17 protein-coding genes and 1 pseudogene are annotated in these 20,756 nt (G+C 37.6%); 5 read left to right on the top strand and 13 right to left on the bottom strand.

The genetic code is table 11. The annotated features are described in order from the left end of the window. The first annotated feature begins 44 nt into the window (after positions 1–44). The 4 genes and pseudogenes from CJ191_RS05305 (at position 45) to CJ191_RS05315 (ending at position 3,879) form a co-directional block, all read left to right on the top strand. Positions 45–1,313 carry a glutamate-5-semialdehyde dehydrogenase gene (locus CJ191_RS05305; RefSeq protein WP_102199195.1) on the top strand — a complete coding sequence of 423 codons (1,269 nt, stop codon included), beginning with the start codon at positions 45–47 and terminating at the stop codon, positions 1,311–1,313. 136 nt (positions 1,314–1,449) lie between these two features. After that, the gene (locus CJ191_RS09270; RefSeq protein WP_257994130.1) at positions 1,450–1,977 is read left to right on the top strand and encodes a hypothetical protein; all 528 of its coding nucleotides are present in this window, start codon (positions 1,450–1,452) and stop codon (positions 1,975–1,977) included. Positions 1,978–1,992: 15 nt separating this feature from the next. Further along, a pseudogene (locus CJ191_RS09275) lies at positions 1,993–2,685 on the top strand (RNA-guided endonuclease TnpB family protein); the annotation flags it as partial. 195 nt (positions 2,686–2,880) lie between these two features. Continuing rightward, positions 2,881–3,879 carry an asparaginase gene (locus tag CJ191_RS05315; RefSeq protein ID WP_102199196.1) on the top strand — a complete coding sequence of 333 codons (999 nt, stop codon included), beginning with the start codon at positions 2,881–2,883 and terminating at the stop codon, positions 3,877–3,879. Between the two features lie 65 nt (positions 3,880–3,944). Here the strand turns inward: CJ191_RS05315 and CJ191_RS05320 are convergent, their stop codons facing one another. The 10 genes from CJ191_RS05320 to brnQ form a co-directional block, all read right to left on the bottom strand. Further along, complete coding sequence (locus tag CJ191_RS05320; RefSeq protein ID WP_219721557.1) at positions 3,945–6,014, bottom strand: glycoside hydrolase family 3 protein; 2,070 nt, start codon at positions 6,012–6,014, stop codon at positions 3,945–3,947. A 285-nt stretch (positions 6,015–6,299) separates the two neighbouring features. Further along, the gene (locus tag CJ191_RS05325; RefSeq protein ID WP_102199198.1) at positions 6,300–6,740 is read right to left on the bottom strand and encodes a PPC domain-containing DNA-binding protein; all 441 of its coding nucleotides are present in this window, start codon (positions 6,738–6,740) and stop codon (positions 6,300–6,302) included. Positions 6,741–6,910: 170 nt separating this feature from the next. Continuing rightward, positions 6,911–7,657: a CpsD/CapB family tyrosine-protein kinase gene (locus CJ191_RS05330; RefSeq protein ID WP_102199199.1), complete on the bottom strand. Its 747-nt coding sequence runs from the start codon at positions 7,655–7,657 to the stop codon at positions 6,911–6,913. A gap of 12 nt (positions 7,658–7,669) precedes the next feature. Further along, positions 7,670–8,425, bottom strand: coding sequence for a YveK family protein (locus CJ191_RS05335; protein WP_070468076.1), 756 nt, complete (start codon positions 8,423–8,425; stop codon positions 7,670–7,672). Positions 8,426–8,566: 141 nt separating this feature from the next. Next, a complete protein-coding gene (locus CJ191_RS05340; RefSeq protein WP_102199200.1) occupies positions 8,567–10,402 on the bottom strand; it encodes a polysaccharide biosynthesis protein in 1,836 nt (611 codons plus the stop codon). Positions 10,403–10,450: 48 nt separating this feature from the next. Continuing rightward, a complete protein-coding gene (locus CJ191_RS05345; protein WP_102199201.1) occupies positions 10,451–11,227 on the bottom strand; it encodes a tyrosine-protein phosphatase in 777 nt (258 codons plus the stop codon). A gap of 195 nt (positions 11,228–11,422) precedes the next feature. After that, the gene (locus tag CJ191_RS05350; protein WP_070468079.1) at positions 11,423–11,878 is read right to left on the bottom strand and encodes an NUDIX hydrolase; all 456 of its coding nucleotides are present in this window, start codon (positions 11,876–11,878) and stop codon (positions 11,423–11,425) included. 10 nt (positions 11,879–11,888) lie between these two features. Further along, on the bottom strand, positions 11,889–12,761 hold the full coding sequence (locus CJ191_RS05355) for a DegV family protein (RefSeq protein WP_102199202.1): 873 nt from the start codon (positions 12,759–12,761) through the stop codon (positions 11,889–11,891). A 92-nt stretch (positions 12,762–12,853) separates the two neighbouring features. Next, complete coding sequence (locus CJ191_RS05360) at positions 12,854–13,723, bottom strand: DegV family protein (protein ID WP_070468081.1); 870 nt, start codon at positions 13,721–13,723, stop codon at positions 12,854–12,856. Positions 13,724–13,961: 238 nt separating this feature from the next. Then, positions 13,962–15,317, bottom strand: a complete 1,356-nt coding sequence (gene brnQ, locus CJ191_RS05365; RefSeq protein WP_102199203.1) for a branched-chain amino acid transport system II carrier protein — start codon at positions 15,315–15,317, stop codon at positions 13,962–13,964. Positions 15,318–15,575: 258 nt separating this feature from the next. Between brnQ and CJ191_RS05370 the strand changes: the two genes are divergently transcribed. Beyond that, on the top strand, positions 15,576–17,099 hold the full coding sequence (locus tag CJ191_RS05370; RefSeq protein ID WP_102199204.1) for an FAD/NAD(P)-binding protein: 1,524 nt from the start codon (positions 15,576–15,578) through the stop codon (positions 17,097–17,099). 64 nt (positions 17,100–17,163) lie between these two features. Here the strand turns inward: CJ191_RS05370 and CJ191_RS05375 are convergent, their stop codons facing one another. The 3 genes from CJ191_RS05375 to rbsK form a co-directional block, all read right to left on the bottom strand. Next, positions 17,164–18,126: a DNA/RNA non-specific endonuclease gene (locus CJ191_RS05375; protein WP_102199205.1), complete on the bottom strand. Its 963-nt coding sequence runs from the start codon at positions 18,124–18,126 to the stop codon at positions 17,164–17,166. A gap of 172 nt (positions 18,127–18,298) precedes the next feature. Next, entirely contained in the window at positions 18,299–19,267 is a 969-nt protein-coding gene (locus tag CJ191_RS05380; RefSeq protein WP_070468085.1) for a GMP reductase, read from the bottom strand. A 346-nt stretch (positions 19,268–19,613) separates the two neighbouring features. Continuing rightward, positions 19,614–20,510 (bottom strand): ribokinase, encoded by an 897-nt coding sequence (rbsK, locus tag CJ191_RS05385; RefSeq protein WP_102199206.1) that lies wholly within the window; start codon positions 20,508–20,510, stop codon positions 19,614–19,616. Positions 20,511–20,756 lie beyond the last annotated feature (246 nt).

Raw genomic sequence — 20,756 nt, forward strand, 5'->3', positions numbered from 1 at the left:
ATATGAGAAAACACTCATAATTCTAATGTAATGGAGGTACAGACATGATTGATGCACAAGGTTTAATCGCGCTTGGTAAAGCTGCAAAAGTTGCTTCACGACAACTAGGCAAGTTATCTAGCCAACAAAAAAATACTGCCTTAGTGTCGATGGCGAAACATTTGCGCGCTAGTCAAACCGATATTTTAGCTGCCAACCAAGCAGATATTGATCATACACGAGAGGCTGGTAAACGACCTGAGAGCTTTATTGAACGTATGACTTTAACTGAAAGTCGAATTGACGACATGGCCGCCGGCTTTGAAAAGGTGGCAAACTTGCCGGATATCATTGGCCAAACTGATGAAATGTGGTTTACAGAAGATGGCATCGAAATTGGCAAGAAGCGTGTACCTCTTGGCGTTATCGGCATTATTTTTGAATCACGTCCTAATGTGACTGCAGATGCAACTGCGCTCACTTTTAAAGCTGGGAATGCAGTGATTTTACGTGGTGGTAGTGAAACCATCCAATCTAATTTAGCCATTATTAAAGCCATTAAAGCTGGTTTAGCTGAAGCGGATGTGACAACTGATGCTGTCAACTTAATTGATAATCCAGACCGTGCCTTAGCGACTCAGTTTATGCAAATGAACCAATACTTAGATGTTTTAATCCCACGTGGTGGTGCGGCATTGATTGAAAATGTTGTAAAGAATGCAACTGTTCCAACGATCGAAACTGGTGTTGGTAATGACCACCTTTATGTTCATGAAGCGGCTGATTTAGACAAAGCTTTAGCTATTTTGAAAAATGGGAAGCTACAACGCGTTTCGGTATGTAATGCTGTAGAGAATCTGTTGGTAGATGAGAAGATTGCGGAAGCCTTTTTACCGCAAATTGTCGAAACCTTTAAAGCCGATAATGTCATTATCCATGGTGACCAAAGAACACGTGACATCTTACAAGGAAAGATAGATATACTACCAGTAAGTGAAGAAGATTATGCAACAGAATTCTTAGCCTACGAGATTGCTATAAAAGTAACTGCTAACTACGAAGAAGCGGTGGAACATATTCAAACCTATTCATCAGCGCATACTGAAGTCATTGTGACACAAGACTACTCAGTAGCACGCCAATTCGTTGATGATATTGACGCTGCTGCAGTCGTTGTGAATGCTTCCTCTCGCTTTACTGATGGCGATAAATTTGGTTTTGGTGGAGAAATCGGTATTTCTACTCAGAAATTGCATGCCCGTGGACCTATGGGTATTGAAGCTTTAACCACCTATAAGTATGTCATATATGGCGACGGACAAATTCGCAAGTAATAAATGTTCATTTACGAGCTGTCAGCTAATGCCTCCTAGGTATTAGCTGACAGCTCTTTTTTGATTTTACTAGGTTATCGTTTATGTTTTTTCTAAATAGAGGGTATAATTTATTTAAGTGAAAAGAGGTGACAAGATGCAGTTAACGAAAACGATTAAAGTGCAATTATACCCAAGTGCTAGTGATATTGAAAAATTCGAAGAAACCCACCAACAGTTTTTAAACGCTTGTAATTTTGTTTCGACATATATCTTTGACCATGACTTTGAATTAGGTCAAACGACTTTGCACAACGCCTTGTATCATCAGATACGTCAGGATTTTGGGCTACAATCGCAAATGGCCCAGTCCGTGATGCGTACGGTAATCGCGAGATATAAGACCGTGAAAACACAGTTTAAACAAAAACCTAAGCGTTATAAAGATATCCATACAGGTAAATATCATACGCTATATAAAGACCTTTACCATTTAACGAAACCCCTAGGGTTTAAGCAACCAGTCGCTGTGTTCGTACGCAATCGTAACTACGCTTATCATCAAGACAATACCTATTCACTAACGACCAATCAAGGACGAATTAAAGTGTCTTGTGATAAGCAAGATATCGCTTATCTTCAACAATTTAGCCAGAATGCTTACAAGTTCGGTCAAGCTGAATGACTCCGCCGTAAGGGTAAGTGGTTCTTACACGTGTCCGTAAGTAAAGTGATAGATAGCCCAGATGAAGATAATATTCAACGGATTGTAGGCATTGACCGTGGTTTAAGACAAGTACTAACTATTGCGGATGATACAGCTCATACTACCTTCTATTCGGGTAAAAGTTTGATGAAGAAAAGACGGCATTTTAAGAAATTGCGCCAGTCCTTACAAGCGAAGAACACCAAATCAAGTCGTAGACGCCTTAGAACAATTGAAAGACGAGAGAACCGCTGGATGAATGATGTGAACCATCAATTATCAAAGACACTCGTTGATCGATACGGGGCCAATACCTTATTTGTGTTGGAAGATCTTACGAACGTTACTTTTAACACGACTCACCATCGTAAGCAAGATGCACGGTATGAATACCATTCTTGGCGATTCTTCGATTTTGAAGAAAAGTTAATGTACAAAGCTTTAGAAAGTGGTGCGCAAGTTTTAAAAGTATCCGCACAATTTACGTCCCAACGTTGTCCAAAATGCGAATCAATTGATAAAGCTAATCGACAACAAGATAAGCACTTGTTTACTTGTCAGAATTGTGGGTATCAATCAAATGATGACCGTGTGGCAGCTATCAATATTCAAGAATTGGGTCACCGCTATCTGTCGAGTGAGAAAAACCCGCGGTTTGAAAAAGTTGTGCCAATACAAAATTATTAAACATAAAACAATATTCAGTAAGTGTCTACAGACCGCTTACTGATGGGGTGCCAGTCAACCATCCCTTAGTGTCTTTAAACGGTTGGAGATATTATATCGTTCGTACAACCACTATGTTTAGGACAAACGCTCTGTCTTAACAGAGAGTAGTTGATGGTATAATGCCTGTAATGAATCTAAAACAAGGAGTATTTCATGACGAAGCGTATTTTATTTATATTAACGGGCGGGACAATATCGGCACAAGATTCAAACCAAGGACTAGTTGCTGGTACCATCAATCAAGAACTCACAGATATTCTAGCTTCTTCAACACTAGACTTTTCTTATGAGCTCACTAACTTATTCTCAATTGATTCGACCAATATGCAACCTGAAAATTGGTTACAAATTGCCCAAGTCATCCAAGACCAATATAATCTTTTTGATGGCTTTATTGTCGTACATGGTACTGATACGATGGCTTACGGTGCTGCAGCGCTGTCCTACTTAATACAAAATAGTGAAAAGCCAATAGTCTTCACCGGATCACAAGTTCCCCTATCTAAAATAGGAAATGATGGTGTAAAAAATATTTTAGACGCAGTCACTTATGCTATTTCTGATGACGCATATGCAGTATCCATCGTTTTCCACGGGGAAGTCTTATTGGGTACCCGGTCTCGTAAAGTTCGATCCCGTTCTTATCAAGCCTTTCAAACGATTGATTTCGCTAACCGTGCTGTTGTCCGCAGTCAAAAAGTCCTGCCGATTTTGAGGCGAGGAAATGATTTAGCCCCTGTCCAATTTTATCATCACCTCAATCCACGCGTAGGTTTAATTAAATTAACACCTGGATTACCGGCTAAAGTGATTGAAGCGTATAGTCAGATGACTGATGTCATTATCATTGAAGGTTTTGGTATAGGTGGTATTCCTCAATTAGAACAATTAGATTATGCGGGGCAAATTCGCCTTGCAGTGAGTAGAGGAACGTATGTTATTTTAACAACACAAGTGCCCATGGAAGGGGCTGACTATGAAGTTTATGCAGTTGGTCAGTCAATTTTAGGTGAAAAACATATTATTGAAACAGCCAATATCACCAGTGAAGCTTTAGTGATGAAGGCCATGTGGGCGCTTGGAAATGCTACTGATTTTGTCCAGTTTAAAACCATGATTCAACAACCTGTTGATTATGATTATCTAAAATAAAAGAATCAGCTGATCACCGATTTAAATGGTGACCAGCTGATTTTTTGACTCTTATAATGTAGTGATTATCTTTCGTAGCTCAAACCAAATCCATAGGTGTATTTGTTTCCTTGACTATCTTCATAAGTATACGGTCGGTCCATATATAATTCTTTATCATAACCTGGTACATCATTAGGTGAAGCACAAATACCATGCTCATCAACTTCAACAGCTGCATCATTTTTGGGTAAGGTCAAGGGTAACTTACCTGTCGGATTGAATTTACCTAAAATGATATCTAAGATGGCTTGTAAGAAGGTATCAAAACTAGCAGTCAATCCATTAGCAAGCGGTTCAATATTTTCTAAAATGAATGGGAGATCAAAATTCACGTTAATAATCGTTTGATCAACTGCTGCTTTAATGGCTTTAATTTTATCTAGATTGACATTTGTCTCACTATGGATTTGTAAATCAAGATAAGTTGGTGTTGCTTCAAAATATGATCCTGAGATAGGCTCAACAAATAAAATCGCTATTTCCGCCTCATTGTAGTCGTCAACCAAATTCAATTCAGGGAATGTTTCACTGATTAGTTTCGGTAAAGCAGTATTAATTTCATCTGTATTTTGAGTGTTCCCAACTCGGCGCCGTGTTTCCATTTCTTTTTCACTATATAGTTTCGTAAATAATTCAACATATACCTTCTTACCCGCTAATTTATCAGCAGTTAAAGGCAGTACATTGTTTTCGTTTTTCAATAAGACAACTGATTTTTGATGTGCTTCATATGCAATGGCTTGTTTTTCCGGTGTATTGGTTACTGCCTTAGCATGATTTACATCACGGTAAGGATTTTCAAATAAACCTAAATCAAATAACGGTTCTAACAGTTGACTGATCAACTGGTTTACACGCGCTTCATCAACCATACCTGATTCAATGGCCTCTTGGAAGGCATCTACATCCGTTGTGCCAGATACTACATTTGTACCTGCCTCGATAATTTTAACTACTCGTTCAGTTAAGGATAAGTCTTCGACACCCCAAGCCATACTGCCTAACACGCCTGTATCAGAGTTTACGTAGCCCTTAAAGCCTAGTTCATCACGTAAAAGTTCCTGAATAAATTGTTTATTATAAGCAAACGCGACATCTTCATCAAAACCACCTTTAAACGGTGCTTGCGGCGTTACAGATTTGTCTTCAGAGGGAATTGCATAGTATGGCATGATAGCAGCCGGATTATGCTTGATAGCAGCTTTAAATGGTGGTAGATGGTATTTTTCTAACGAACCCTCTGTTGGATAAACATTAAATTTACCTTCAGCATAGTGAGGATCGAAACCATTTTCCCGTGCCCCACCGCCAGGGAAGTGTTTGATCGTCATCGCAATAGATGCTTCATTTAACTGATCTCCTTGAAAAGCTGGAATAATCACTTCAGCAATTTCAGAAATCGCATCGGGGTTCTCTCCAAAAGTGCCAGAAGTACGGAACCAACGCGGGTCAGTTGCCGTATCCACCATATACATGTACCCTTTACGGATATTGTTCGCTAAAAACTCTTCATGACCAATTTCAGCAAATTTTTCAATGAGTGCTAGGTCATCCATTGCAGCTAGACCAAGCGTTCCCGGGAAAGTAGTAAATTCCCGAATAGATTGTTCTGCATTGAACGTGGCATCTTCATTCTCATTCTTTGAGTTTGAAATGATTGCAACTGGTATACCCAATCGTGATGCTTCTGCTATTTCTTGGATGGTATTCGTATAAGTGGTCATATCTTCTGGCTTTGCATTCTCACGTACAATTAAATGACGTAACTGGAAATCATTCAATAAAGTAGAAGTTGGATATTCATGTTTTGGTACTGGTACTTCATGATCTTTATCAACTTCAGAAATGACACCGTTATGGCTAGTTGGTTCACCTTTTTCAACAGAAATTCCCATTGGTTTATCTGTCAAAATAAACATACCAGCCTTCTCTCGACTATTCATACGTCCAATTAAATCTTTTGCTCGTTCAGCAGATGGTAGACGCCAATCTTCATACGGATTTAATTTACCGTCACCATTTAAGTCTTTAAACTTTAAACCATCTATCTCAATAATGGCTTTTGATCTTGCTTGAATTGTCTTTTGTAACATCATGAACCTCCGATTTATTAGATTGAATCATTTTGCATTTTTTGTTGTAAGCTCTTACACGTCGAATTATACGCCAAAAAGATAGCGGTTTCAATGATAATTTCATTCTTCTTTAAATATAGAAAAAGAGCTGATCTTGTTTAACCAACTCTTTTTTAAGCTCAATTTATCTACAATATAACATTGCAATAATTAATTATTTTGGTTTATTTCTTCACTTTAGAAATCACTATTCCAAAAGTCATTCAATCGGTCGCTTCATTTTGTCCAAGTATTTCTTGGGTCCTAATCAGCATATGATTTATTGAAATCAAATAAATTTAATCCTGTTTCAACTTCGTCCTTAGATCGTTCGACTTCACCAGAAATCATGTGAACAAAAATTTCACCTGTACCCGAAATTCGTGCTTCATTCAAGTGACCACCAACTACAGCCCCATTTGCACGACCAAATGTTGCATGTAAATGACTATAGTATTCTCCATCCATCATCGACATATTACCATTTAATGAAGTAAGCTCCAATTCTTCATGCAATTCATTTGGGCTGTATGTACGCTCTGCCACATTATATAAACTATATTTTACTTGGTCACAAGCCCCAATACCTTGAACTGTTGCCAGAGTGATATTTTCACGTTTAGCAAGTGCTGCTAACGCAGCTATGATTTCTTCGCCTCTATCTAAACGGACGACTAAAACATCGCCAAATCTTCTATAATCCATATATTTACACTCCTTTACGTTCTAACTCATTTTATGTCTTCTACAACAAGGATAACACACCCATTTAGAAATAGCGCATTGAAAGCCCCTATAAAAGCGCATGGTCCTATTACAGAGGATTCAAAAAAAGAGATAGGATTGTCTCCTATCTCTTTTGATATAAAATATGATTAATCTGTCTCAGTTTGTCCGTATCCGTAGCCATAACCATAACCGTAGCCATAGCCTACTTTACTTGCATCTTCACCGTTATAGACAGCGCCGATCACATTTGCATTCACGACATCTAAAAGTTCTTTTGTTTTTCGAACATCATTCTTATTTGCGATACCTGAACGCACAACTACAATGACACCATCCACACGTGTAGCAACAATTTGTGCATCTGTAACTGCTAAAATTGGTGGTGTATCAAAGATAACTAAATCAAACATCTCTTCTAACTCATCAATTAATTCAGCCATACGATTTGACCCTAATAGTTCAGATGGGTTTGGTGGAATCGGACCAGCAGCTAAAACATAAATATTTGCATCAGCTACATAGCTTACTGTATCCATGACGCTTGCTTCACGATCAGTTAATAAACTCGTTAATCCAACCGTTGTATTGATATTAAATGTTTTGGCTACCGTTGGTTTACGTAAGTCAGCATCTACTAATAACACACGCAAGCCTTGTTGTGCCATTACTGCTGCTGTATTCGCTGTAACAGTTGACTTTCCTTCCCAAACACCAGATGATGTGAACATGATCGATTTGAAATTATGGTCGACCATTGAGAATTGAATATTCGTACGAATTTGACGGAAGGATTCAGAAATGGTGTCTTTTGGTTGCGTAACAGTGATTAAACTAGCGCCTCGACGTTGTTCTGCATTCATCTTGTCAGAATGTTTTCTTTTATTATTAAACAAAATTAGAACCTCCTAGACACGACGACGGTTTCTTGGACCATCTTTGACTACATTACCTTTGAATCGCGTCTCATCAACTTTACTTTTATCCATTTGTGGAATTGATCCCAATAAAGTCCATCCAAGCTCTTCCACGATATCACTACTTTTAACTGAATTATCTAACATTGCATTTACTAATTGCAATACAACCCCAGCGATTAATCCTAACAAAGCACCAATAATGATGTTTAAAACCACATTTGGTGAAGTTGGCGATTCACTAGGCTCTGCGGGTGTTACTATTGAAACATTTTCAACTTGTAAAACTTGTTGAACAACTTCAGCAAAGCTAACAGCAATCGCATTCGCTAAGTTAGCCGCAACATAAGGTGATTCATTTTCTACTGAAATTGTAAATAGTAAAGAATCTGAATCCATTGAAACAGTCACATTTTCTGCTAATTCAGTAGCAGTCATGCCTTCTGCTTCAGGAACATCAGCAATCGCAGGCTCTAAAACCAATGGACGACTAACCAATGATTGGTAAGTGTTTAAAAGCGTCAAGTTGGCTTGTAATCCTGATTGAGTGATTGTATTTTCCGTTGTAGCAGTCGCAGTATTATTTACAACAATATCTGTTGTAGATGTATATTTTGGTGTCATAAAGAAAAATGTCACTAAGGCTGCTAATACAATCCCAATAATAGTTGTAGAAATAATCTTCCAAATATTCGTTGTCAGAATATTCAGTATCTCAATTAAAGAGATTTCTTGGGTATCGTTCATCTCGTCCTCCTCGAGCAAATATCATTCTATATTATTTACTTCCTATTTGAATATATTATCATAACTATGTCAGTCTATCATACCAGTTTTTAAGTTTTCAATAAGATATTGATTTATCTATCATTTTTTACTTAATTCTCATTATCCATTTTCAGATGTTTTTGCATCACGGTGAACAAATTCAACTAATTTTTTATTTAAACTATCATCATCTACAGCAGTTAAATCCAGTGATTCAATAAATTCATAGATTTCTTCAATTGGTCGACTCTTAATTTTACCAACAAAAATCTTATCGTCTACTTTTTGTCCAGTAGTTTCATCCGTTAATAGTAATTCTTCATATAATTTCTCACCAGGACGAATACCACTTTCAACAATCGAGATTTCTTTTTCAGTAAAGCCTGATAATTTAATCATTTTCTTAGCAAGGTCTAGAATCAATACTTCTTTACCCATATCTAGGATAAACAATTCACCACCCTTTGCTTTAGCTCCTGCTTGGATAACTAAGCGACTAGCTTCAGGAATCGTCATAAAATAACGGCGCATTCTAAAGTCTGTAACTGTAACTGGGCCACCTTTTTCAATTTGCTTCTTGAATACAGGAATAACAGAACCACGTGACCCTAGTACATTACCAAAACGTACCGCTGCAAATTTAGTATGAGATGATACTTTATCCATACCCGTCACTAACATCTCTGCAATACGTTTTGAAGCCCCCATCACATTTGGTGGATTATTTGCTTTATCTGTAGACACCATAACAAAGACATCTACATTTGCATTTTTAGCCGCATTTGCAACATTCATTGTGCCGTAGACATTATTTTTTACAGCTTCAGTTGGGTTAGCCTCCATTAGAGGTACGTGTTTATGTGCTGCTGCATGGTAGACAATATCTGGTTTATAAGTTTGCATGATTTGCTCAATATGATCTTTATCTTGCACATCTGCAATTATTGGAATAACACGTGTATTGGGTAAATCTTTTTGTGCAAATTCTTGGTTAATTAAGTAGATTGAATTTTCTCCATGACCTAAAAGATAAATCGTCTGCGGTGAGAATTTAGCTACTTGACGACAAATCTCAGAACCAATTGAACCACCAGCACCTGTTACTAAGATATCTTTACCTGAAATTTGGCGGAATGCGTCTGTATCATCAAGTTCAACTTCTTCACGACCTAACAAGTCAGAAATTTCAATTTCTTGAGGACCAGATACTGCATCCATTTGATAGCCTAAAAGTGTTTTTTCAACTGAAGGCATCTGACGAACGTCTACATCATATTCAATACCCCAATCTAAAATTTTTTCAATTTTTTCACTTGGTAAAGTAGGTGCAGTAATAATGATATTTTGCAAATGATATTGCTTAATAATATCTGGAATATCATCAACTCGTCCTAGAATACTTAAATTATCCATCTTCTTATGCAAAAGATCTTTATCGTCATCCACAAAACCAACAAAACGATAAGCCCCATCGTTTTTAAATTGTTTGAGGAAGGTATTTCCTCCTCGGCCAGCTCCGACAAGTATGGTCGGTTCAAAGACCCCTTCACCATTTGGTAAATGATCTCTACGATCCATTGTGAAACGCCATAATGCACGTGATATAAATGTTAATACTATAGCGAATACAGTTAATAAAAATACTAAACGAATGGAAAAATTCCTATAAATGATAGCTGCAGACGCTAGGGTTAAAATGGACGCAATAAAATGGATAATCAGTAAATCTGACGCCCCTTTGAAACCCATATAGCGAATAATCAAATTGTAGTTTTTTGTGGCTAGACTAGCTAGTATATAAGCAATGAAATAGATAGTAGATAAACCTACAGTCATTGACACGGTTAAACCTACAGAAATCTCAAGTAGTAAATATGCGACAAAACCAGCGACGAATGTTGATACAAAATCAGCAATTGCTAGTATCGAATATTTTTGGTATTTCGAAAAATTCATTTACGCGTTACGCTCCCAACTAATTTCCTTTTTTAACAATACAACATACTAAAACAAACCAAAAAATCTCTTTTTCCGTTTTGGTTGATCTAAAACAAAATTGCTAATCATGGGATCCCCATTCACTAAACTCTTCGCATTGGCTTTGAAATCAAAGACAATGCTCGTCCCATATTCTGCTTGCAATTTATTAAAGGCCGCTTCCATATTAAACCCTCTTGGTCCACTTGGTCGATGCGCATCTGAAGCTAGCATATGCACAAGGTTCTCTTCAATCAATAAGCGACTCGTTTCTGCAACACCAGATCCAAATTCACCTAGATACGATGCAGCTGTTAATTGTGCATAACAGCCCATATCAACAAAGCGTTTTAAAATTGCTGGCTTTTCAATCATTTTTTGATTTCTTTCTGGATGAACGATAATTGGTCGAATATTACGGGATAACAAATCAAAGAAGATTTGTTCTGCATAATGTGGGACTTCATGGCTTGGAAATTCAATTAAAATGTAGTGCCCGTCTAAATCTGCAAATAAAATTTCACCTTGATCGATATGGTCCAATAATTCCCCATGAAGTCTTACTTCTTGACCCGGGAATACAATCAAATCAATGCCTCTACGGTCTAACTCTATTTGTAATTGACCTACCGCTTCTTCAACTTTACGCCGGTCATTCACAAATTCCGAATTACGATGGTGAGGTGTTGCTAAGATGTGCGTGATACCTTCACGGACAGCAACATTCGCCATTTCCACAGCCATTTCTATATCTTTTGCCCCATCATCTACGCCAGGTATTATATGATTATGGATATCTATCATGACATTCCCCCCTTTTTCAATTGGTAAATATGGCTTTAAAATCGCTAGGTACATAAAAAAGATCCAGCATGCTTGAACCTTTTTGTAAATGCAGCATGCTGATTGCTACAATATGCTATATATACCGATTATATATTTAAAAACAGTAAGGTCATCTTACAATTTCACAACAAACATTTATCACTATTCTATACTCTACCGCTTTTCAACCTTTTTTAAAACACCATTTTCGTCATATACCAATTTCATATCTATCGTAGCGGTGGTATGGATTAATGCTTTAAGGAAAATACGGTCTCCTTCCCAAAGGGTTAGGTCAAAAATTTTGTCTTTATCCACCCAAGCTAAGTCGCCTTCTCGCGTTTCCCCAACCGCATTATTTTCTAATTTTCCAGTGTATAAAAAGATATACATAGGTTCTTGATTCGCATAGATAAAAGTGACTACACCTCGGAAAACAGTTGTACTCAAGGCTTGTCCTGATTCTTCTAAAACTTCTCTTTCCAAGCATTCCATTGGCGATTCACCATATTCAAACTTACCACCAATACCAATCCATTTACCATGATTGATATCATTCGCTTTTTTAGTACGGTGGAGCATCAAGTATTGATCAAGATCATTTTCTAAATAAATCAGTGTTGATAACATATTACCTCACTTAATCTAAATCAGCATCGACCAAAAAGCCCATACCTAGGGACCCTTTACCTGCGTGAACTCCTATTACTGGTGTGAGGTACCGGATGATAATCTCTTCATTTGGATAACTTTCTAAGAAATAGTCTCTGAATGCTACAGCTTTATCATAGGCATCGCCATGGGCAAAACCTAAATGTAATCTATCACCAAATTTTTCGCGTGCTTCTTCATAAATCTTCAACCAAGATTTTTTGATTTTACCTATAGTTCGGATTTTTTCGTATAAATCAACCGTACCATCATCTTCAAAACGTAATACAGGGTAAATTTTCAAGACGGCACCAATAAAAGCTGAGGCGGCTTTTACCCGTCCACCTTTTACCAGATTATTTAAATCTTCTACAAATACGAAAATTTCTGAATCTTTAATCATCTGATTCATTGCTGGAATAATTTGCTCAGCTGTGTAACCAGATTCAATTAAACGAACCAGTTCTTTCACTTCATGTGCGATAATAATTGATACTGCCTTCGTATCAATCAAATGCACTTTAATTTTATCTTCATACTCTTGCATTATCATACGAGCTGTTTGAAAGGTACCGCTTAATTTACTAGACATAAATACGCCATAGACTTCATCGTAACCCTTGGCAACTAATTCATCCATAATTTTGTAATAATCCGTAGGTTCTGGTTGAGAAGATGTTGGTAGTTCATCTACGTTGACCATTTTATGATAGAAATGTTTCATACTAACCTCATCGGTAGTATCATCCATCACTTCGCCATCCTTAAACGCAATTTTTAAAGTTACCTCGTATACATCTGGATGATGCTTCAACTCATCAGGCAAACTTGCTGTACTATCCACAATTATTGCTGATCGCATTCTGTCTTCCTCCTTGTAACACTTTGTGCCTTGTGTTTATTCAAGGTACATTATAGCAAAAAAAATGCGATAAATCGCATTTTTCTCGAATATTATAAGTCAGCATCCACTAATAAAAAGATGCCAATTGATCCATTACCTACATGCGTCCCTACTACTGGCGTTAAGCCACTAACAGAAACTTGAGATATATCTATATCGTCAGACATATTGCCAACAATATTCAAGGCGCGTTCTAAAGCATTAGAATGGGCAATAGCTAGATGTAACCGATCACCGTATTTGGCATGCGCAGTTTGATAGATCGCCTTAAATTTTTCTCTCATTTTACGTTCAGTTCTGATTTTATCAATCACTTCTAATGATCCAGCTCTATCAATTTTAATTAATGGGGTAATTTTCAATAAATTACCAAAGAAAGCGCCAGTAGCTGATAAACGTCCACCTTTGACTAAGTTATCTAATGACCCCACCAAGATATAAGTTTCACTTTCATCAGCAACTTGTTTTAGAGCAGGTACGATAGTATCTGCAGTATAACCTGCTGCTAGTAACCGTAAACACTCAGCTACTAAGTGTTGTGAGACAGCTGATGTCGACTTCGCATCAATCATATGGGTGGTTACTTGATCGGTAAACGTTCTTGACACTGCTTCTAATGAAGACAGCGTGCCACTTAATTGACTAGCAATCACTATGCCGTACACTTCTTCATAGCCGGCTTGAATGATTTCTTCATATAGGTCATAAATTTGTCCGTTTGTAGGTTGTGACGTTGTTGGTAATGTTGTCATATTTTCTAATTCATTGTAATAATCTGAGATCACTTGAGGGTCACTAGAATCTTCGCGCACTTCCCCATCAGGAAAAATGACACTCAATTTTATTTGGAATACATTCTCTAGACTGCTTAAGTTTTCTGGTAAAGTTGCTGTTGAGTCAACGATAATTGCTGTTTTCATATTTATGGCTCTCCTTAAAAAATACATCATTGTACAAAAAATGGTGTCAACATAGTTTACCATGACCTCATGATTAAAAAAAGAGTAAGTTTTAACAACTACCCCTTTTCCTAGTTACCATAACTAGATGATGTATAAAGTTTCATAAGCACTACTATAAAGCTTAGAAACGATCGTTAAATTTTTGCAAATAAAAAAACACCTCACTTCAAATGAAGCAGTAGAGGTGTCGTCGTTTTTAACCAGCTTTTTTCTCTTTTTCAGTAAGCATAATGCCAATAACAAGCCCAATAAGTGCTGGAACTAGCCAACCAAATCCATAAGCATAGAATGGCAGAAACATTTCCGCAAAATGACCAATAGCTTCCCCACCGATTGCATCAAAAATACCTTTGGGTAGAGTTTTAATGAAATCGAATAAGGCTGCAAACATTGTAAAGATCGTTACCCAACGATAAATATGCTTGCTGGTATAAATAGGTTCGCATAAGGCGATGATCACTAGCGAAATCGCTAATGGGTATAAGAACATCAACACAGGCGTTGATAAGCCAATAATCGTGGTTAATCCAACATTTGAAACAAGGAAGGATAAGACTGCAAATAAAATGGTCCACTTCTTTAATGATAATTTATTAGGGAATAGTTCTTCAAGAGTTTCTGCACAAGCCACTATTAAGCCAATCGCTGTTTTTAAACATGCAAAGACCATAACGATAGCTAAAATGACTGAGCCAGCAGTTCCAAAGTAATGTTCGGTAATCATGGAAAGCGCGATACCGCCATTTTCTTGCACATCAATAAAGCCACGACTTTGTGTACCTAAAATAGCTAAGCTGAAATAAATTAAGCCCATTAATATCGCAGTTAACAAACCGGATTTTACTGTTGAACTGGCCAAGTTTTTAGGTTCATCCACGCCTAATTTACGGATTGAGCGAATAATAATGATACCAAAAGCCAATGCTGCCAATACGTCCATCGTATTATAACCTTCCAAAAACCCTTGGAAAAAGGCTTGATTTGAATAGCTAGCAATCGATTCAACTTCACTTACGCTTATTTCTGGCATCGTAAATGCACGAACAAAGATAATTACTAAGAAAATAAGGAATACGGGATTTAAAAACTTACCAATATAATCCATGATGTTTGATGGACGAAGGGACAAAGCCAAAGCAACACCGAAAAATAAGGCTGAGTAAATCAATAACGCTACAGGCGAACCAGCAAAACTAGTCGTTGCAAATCCAACTTCAAAAGAAACAGAAGCTGTTCTTGGACTAGCAAAGAATGGCCCTATGGTTAAATATAATGCCATCGTGAAAAAATAGGCATATTTTCTTGAAATTTTACTCGCTAATTCAAAAACACCATCTGAGTGTGTCATCCCCATAGCTGCTACGGCTAATAAGGGCAGTCCTGTTGCTGTGATAATAAAGCCTAGACTTGCTTGCCAAACATGGTCACCGGCCATTTGTCCCATTAAAACAGGGAAAATAATATTGCCGGCCCCAAAAAATAGGCCAAACAAGGTCGAAGCAACGACAATGAGCTCACGCATTGTCAATTGTCTATTTAAATCTGGTTTCATAAGTATAACTCCTTTTCGTATTCAACAAAAATACCATATTCTTGGATAGAACAACATTATCTTAAGATAAAATTTAGAAAATTTTAATCCTATCCTCTTTTGACTTGCAGATATTTTATGGGGATTTTGCTTCTTAGACATAGGAATATGCTATAATTTATAGCGGTAATAGGAAGTAGATAATATATTTGAATGTGATCAAATATATATATGCGTTCTTCTTCAGCACAATTTTTAACAAGATATAAGGAGACCATTATGAACATTGCTATTGTGGGTTTAGGTGTAGCTGGAAACGGCAGCTTAAAGGCCCTGATTGATTTTCAAAATCAACACCCTACTCAACCACTAACCATTGATATCTATGATGAAGCTGGCCACTTAGGTCACGGCTTCCCCTACCAAGAGGATGACGATAAACTGATCATGAATTCTCTAGCTAAAGATTTATCCATCGATGCTAACAATCCGCATGATTTATTAGATTGGTTAACAACGCATCATCCAGAATACTGTGATCCGTTTGCTTTCATTCCTCGCGCTATGTATGGTGCTTATTTAAAGGACCGTATGGCAACTTACTTAAACAATGACCATGTCCGTATCCACCACCAACGTATCCAAGATTTACAAGTCGTGGATCAAGTTGGTCAGCCAATTACTGGAAGTCAAGACAAGCCTTACCATTACCAAATACAAACAGCTGATGGTCAGTGGCAAGAAACGATTTATCAAGCTGTTTTCTTAAACATTGGACACCCACCCTATGCTGATCACTATCATTTAATTGGTTACGATGGGTATATCCATGACCCTTATCCTGTCAGCGATAAACTTGACATTCTTGACCCAAGTCAAAAAATTGGTATCATTGGCTCTGGTTTAACTGGTCTAGATGTTATGCGTTACCTACAATACCATTTTGCTGGTCAACTTGCGCGTTCTATTACCTTTTTCACACGGTCAACACCATTTTCTTCCGTTAAACAAGGGCCATACGACGGACATATTCAAGCGACCTTTAACTGGGATTGGATTAAAAGCCAAAAGACAGCCCACAATGGATATATCCCTCTAGCAAATATTTTAGAAACTTTTATGGCAGATATGACTGCTAACGATGTCGATATTAAACGGGTAATTGATCGATACGGAACTGGTTCAATCACTGAAATTCGTCAAGAGTTAACACACTATGACCGTGATTTACAGATATTCCAAATCTATACCAGCATCATCACCCCTTATCTTCCTGATATATATATGGGTATGTCAGTACTTGATCGTAATACCTATAAACAAGAATATTTAGACATTTTTGAACATTTCCGAAGCCAAATGACCCACGAGGCCCTACAAGATATTATTCAGTGGTATGATGAGGAGAAGGTATCTATTAATGATAAACTCACCGATATTAAACCTCATAGTGATGGGGGATTTGAAATCATCTTTGAGAATGGTTCAAGTAAACATGTGGATATCTTAGTCAATGCAGCAGGATTTGAACGTCAATTGCTGCCAGCAACTGAACAAGATACATTCATTAAAAATATGGTTGACCGTGACTTATTTACCCCCGCTGTAGATGGAGGTGTATTGGTAACTTGGCCCAAGGCACAAGTCACCTCCCAACGATTTGCGACACACGAAAACCTATTCTTAACCGGCCGGTGGATTATGACCACACAATACGGCAACAACAATGCCCAAATGTCTTTTGCCTTTGGACAACAAGTTGCTAAACAATTTTTAGCGAGACAAGTAAACGCATTTAAGTAAATGCATCAATAAATAAAAAGTCCGACTTGATTAAGCGTATTGCGATCAAGTCAGACTTTTTATTTTATACGGCTAATTGATTTGAACCATCTTTATAATCAATTTCAATCCCTGGTTGAATATTTGGAATATAGACATGGAACTGTAATTCACCATCATCCTCAATCGAATAAGCTTCCATAAATATACCTCTTGCTAACAGTTCACCTCCCATAAATAAGGGAGTAATTCGGTAGCGTACATGATACTCACTATCTTCGATATAGGCAGCCACATAGTTTTCAAATGGTAACATACCCTCCACATTAAAATAACGGGTACCAGTCATCAAATTCAACAAATTATCTTGTTGGCCAGTTAATTGAAAGCCAATGAGGTGACTACGGTTATATAACCAGCCTGAGGATACAATCTCATAACGATTTTGTTGCCATCCGGTTGGTGTAACTGACGTCAATGCTTCTCGTGCTGTCGACTCAGCCGGCATCAAATCTACCCCTAACAAGGCATTAGCTGTCGTCACTCGACCCAAATCATCCAATGGACCATATTGTTCCCATGATTCATCAACCGCTGTCAAATCAGCATCAGTGAATACCGGAATATTTCCATTTACTTCTACATAAGCTTGCCCCTCTGGTACGTCAGGTGGGTTCTGGTGGTAAAGCTGGTCTAAATCACCAGCCTCTTCAGCTGATGAGGCTCCCTGTCTCAGCTCACGGGCAGATTCACTTTCAGTTTGACTATCAACTGAAGTACTTTCTTCTATGGCACTATTCTCATGGTCATTCTTTTGCCCCTCATCCGCCTGCTCAACTCGTGAATGTTCAGAGGTTAACTGGTGGTCCTCTAAAATATCTTGATAGATTGATGAAGTTCTAGATACTTCCTTAGCAACCTCTACCGGCTCAGACAATCGCTCTTCCGCCATTCGATTGCCCACCCAAAGAAATAGGATCAACCCAGCCAATAACAACATGGCAAATACACGCTTATTCGAAGGTTCATTCTGTCTTCTTCTGGCCACCAATAACACCTCTCTCTCAAAAACTGCATCCCTAATCATACCACATTTCTTTATTCTTAGGGAAAAGGACTTGCACATTCCAAGCTGGCTATCAAAATGATGGTATTTTTGCATTCAAAAAAGGACTGCAGTTTCTGCTACAGCCCTTATATATTTATTATTGGAATAAGTTTTAGTCACCATTGTAAATTGTTGGTACAATCATGTAGTCAACTGTACGTAAAGCACCTAGGTCACGACCACCTGCATATGAAATACTTGATTGTAAATCTTCTTCCATTTCACGCAATGTATGCCATAAGCTACCACGGCTTTCAATCAACATTTTCTTACCTTCCACATTTTTGTAGATACCTTTTTGGAATTGAGATGCTGAACCAAAGTACTCTTTATAAGTAACACCATCTTGCTCTACAGTTTCACCTGGTGATTCAACGTGGGCAGCTAATAATGAACCAATCATTACCATAGATGCACCGAATCTTACAGATTTTGCGATATCTCCATTTGTACGGATACCACCATCAGCGATAATTGGTTTACGTGCTGCCTTAGCACATAACTTAATCGCTTGTAATTGCCAACCAGCAGTACCAAAACCTGTTTTGATTTTAGTAATACATACACGTCCAGGTCCAACCCCAACTTTTGTAGCGTCCGCACCTGCATTTTCTAAGTCACGAACGGCTTCAGGCGTTGCAACGTTACCTGCAATGACAAATGTTTCTGGAATTTGTTCTTTAATATATTTAATCATATCGATAACAGTCTCTGCATGACCGTGTGCGATATCAATTGTAATATAGTCTACTTTTTCACCACTTGCTTTGATTTCATCGATGAAAGTATATTCTTCTGGTTTTACACCCACAGAAATAGACGCAAATAAACCTTCAGCATTCATACGTTTAATAAATGCCATGCGTTTTTCTGGTTCAAAGCGGTGCATAATATAGAAGTAACCTTTGCGGGCCAATTCTTCAGCTAATGCTTCATTTAATACAGTTTGCATGTTCGCTGGCACAACTGGTATTTTAAATTCACGACCGCCAAACTCAATTGATGTGTCTGCCTGGCTACGACTTGTAATCACACATTTAGCAGGTATTAATTGGACTTGTTCATAATCAAAAGTTTCCACGAATTCAACTCGCCTTTCTCTCTATCAATAACTTCAACAACAAATGGTGTCCGTAAACACCAATTCGTATTCTACACACTTACTTTCTCAATTGCAAGCTTTATTTCGTCGCTTTTTTGGGTAATTTGTCAAAATATAACAATTTTTTACCACTTTATATCTATTAAACGTACTTATAAACGAACATTAATAACTTAACAATATACAAATGTTACTAAATCCAAATTTTAAAAATGCAGGTATATAGAATTTATATTGAAAGACGAACTTTTGACCTCATATTATTTTTCAACAAAAAAGAGACTGAGCCACAATCAGTCCCCTTATTTTTGACAAAATAAGTAATCTATATTTGCCAGTTTACATTGAATTGCTTGTGCGCTTTTAATGTGTCAAGCGTTGGCATGCCCCCTTGCGCACCAAATTTTGAAACAGATAATGAGCCTGCAATTGCGGCAAATTGAATAGCATCTGTTAAGTTATTCCCTTTTGATAAGGCAACTGTGAGTGCTCCTGAAAAAGTATCCCCAGCCCCTGTAGTATCTACAAGCTCGCCTTTAATAGCAGGAACATGAACAGGCTGATTACCATCATGATATAAGACACCGTCTCCTCCAAGGGTGATTAACAGTTGGGTTGGATACTGCCCTAGCAATTGGTCTGCTTCCACATCACCAAACATTTCCTTAGCTTCTGTTTCATTTGGTAATAGATAATCTACTTTCTTCAAATAAGACGGATCAATTTCAATAAAGGGTGCTGGGTCATAAGTCACCTTAATATCATGCTTATCTGCAAGGTCAATCAAATATTGAATTGATGGCATAGGGATTTCATTTTGAATGACAAAATAATCGCATGCAAGCAAGTCCTCTTCCACAGATTTCAAATAGTCAATCGTCACTAATTGGTTAGCGCCTGGAACATAAACGATGGCATTATCCCCTTCGAAAACAGTAATATGTGCAGAACCAGTCGTCGTATTTTCGATGGTTTTCACTGCTGAAACATCTACACCATTATCTTCTAGGTTGGCTTTTGTTTCCTTACCAAATTGATCACCACCCACACAACCAAACATCTTCACCTGACCACCTAATCTCGCAGCAGCCACTGCTTGGTTAGCACCTTTGCCACCATAAGTTGTCTCAAAGGCTTCTCCATATACAGTTTCACCCTGCTTAGGCACACGGTTTGTTGTCACAACAAAATCTGTTGAAATACTACCAATCACACCTATCATCCATTATTCCTCCTCATCATTGTCTATTGACTTTATTATACTTGAAAAATGACCTATTCACCGTATTTTTAATCAAAAAAGAGAGGCCGGGACAAAAATATCTCAGCCTCTCTTTGCTTATAAGAACGTTTGGTTCTGTGTCAAATAGTGTTGGTGACCAAAAATAAATAATCACAGTTATTTTTTTAATTAAGTTTTTAATAAAGGAGGGGTCATGTTTATTTACAAGATAAGCATGGCCCTTTT

It is taken from the genome of Aerococcus viridans (assembly GCF_002871935.1).
GTDB lineage: Bacteria > Bacillota > Bacilli > Lactobacillales > Aerococcaceae > Aerococcus > Aerococcus viridans_B.

Bases quoted from the DNA above. Each gene is read 5' to 3' on its own strand.
- CJ191_RS05305 (WP_102199195.1), top strand. From the start codon at position 45: ATGATTGATGCACAAGGTTTAATCGCGCTTGGTAAAGCTGCAAAAGTT.
- CJ191_RS09270 (WP_257994130.1), top strand. From the start codon at position 1,450: ATGCAGTTAACGAAAACGATTAAAGTGCAATTATACCCAAGTGCTAGT.
- CJ191_RS05315 (WP_102199196.1), top strand. From the start codon at position 2,881: ATGACGAAGCGTATTTTATTTATATTAACGGGCGGGACAATATCGGCA.
- CJ191_RS05320 (WP_219721557.1), bottom strand. From the start codon at position 6,014: ATGTTACAAAAGACAATTCAAGCAAGATCAAAAGCCATTATTGAGATA.
- CJ191_RS05325 (WP_102199198.1), bottom strand. From the start codon at position 6,740: ATGGATTATAGAAGATTTGGCGATGTTTTAGTCGTCCGTTTAGATAGA.
- CJ191_RS05335 (WP_070468076.1), bottom strand. From the start codon at position 8,425: ATGAACGATACCCAAGAAATCTCTTTAATTGAGATACTGAATATTCTG.
- CJ191_RS05340 (WP_102199200.1), bottom strand. From the start codon at position 10,402: ATGAATTTTTCGAAATACCAAAAATATTCGATACTAGCAATTGCTGAT.
- CJ191_RS05345 (WP_102199201.1), bottom strand. From the start codon at position 11,227: ATGATAGATATCCATAATCATATAATACCTGGCGTAGATGATGGGGCA.
- CJ191_RS05350 (WP_070468079.1), bottom strand. From the start codon at position 11,878: ATGTTATCAACACTGATTTATTTAGAAAATGATCTTGATCAATACTTG.
- CJ191_RS05355 (WP_102199202.1), bottom strand. From the start codon at position 12,761: ATGCGATCAGCAATAATTGTGGATAGTACAGCAAGTTTGCCTGATGAG.
- CJ191_RS05360 (WP_070468081.1), bottom strand. From the start codon at position 13,723: ATGAAAACAGCAATTATCGTTGACTCAACAGCAACTTTACCAGAAAAC.
- brnQ (WP_102199203.1), bottom strand. From the start codon at position 15,317: ATGAAACCAGATTTAAATAGACAATTGACAATGCGTGAGCTCATTGTC.
- CJ191_RS05370 (WP_102199204.1), top strand. From the start codon at position 15,576: ATGAACATTGCTATTGTGGGTTTAGGTGTAGCTGGAAACGGCAGCTTA.
- rbsK (WP_102199206.1), bottom strand. From the start codon at position 20,510: ATGATAGGTGTGATTGGTAGTATTTCAACAGATTTTGTTGTGACAACA.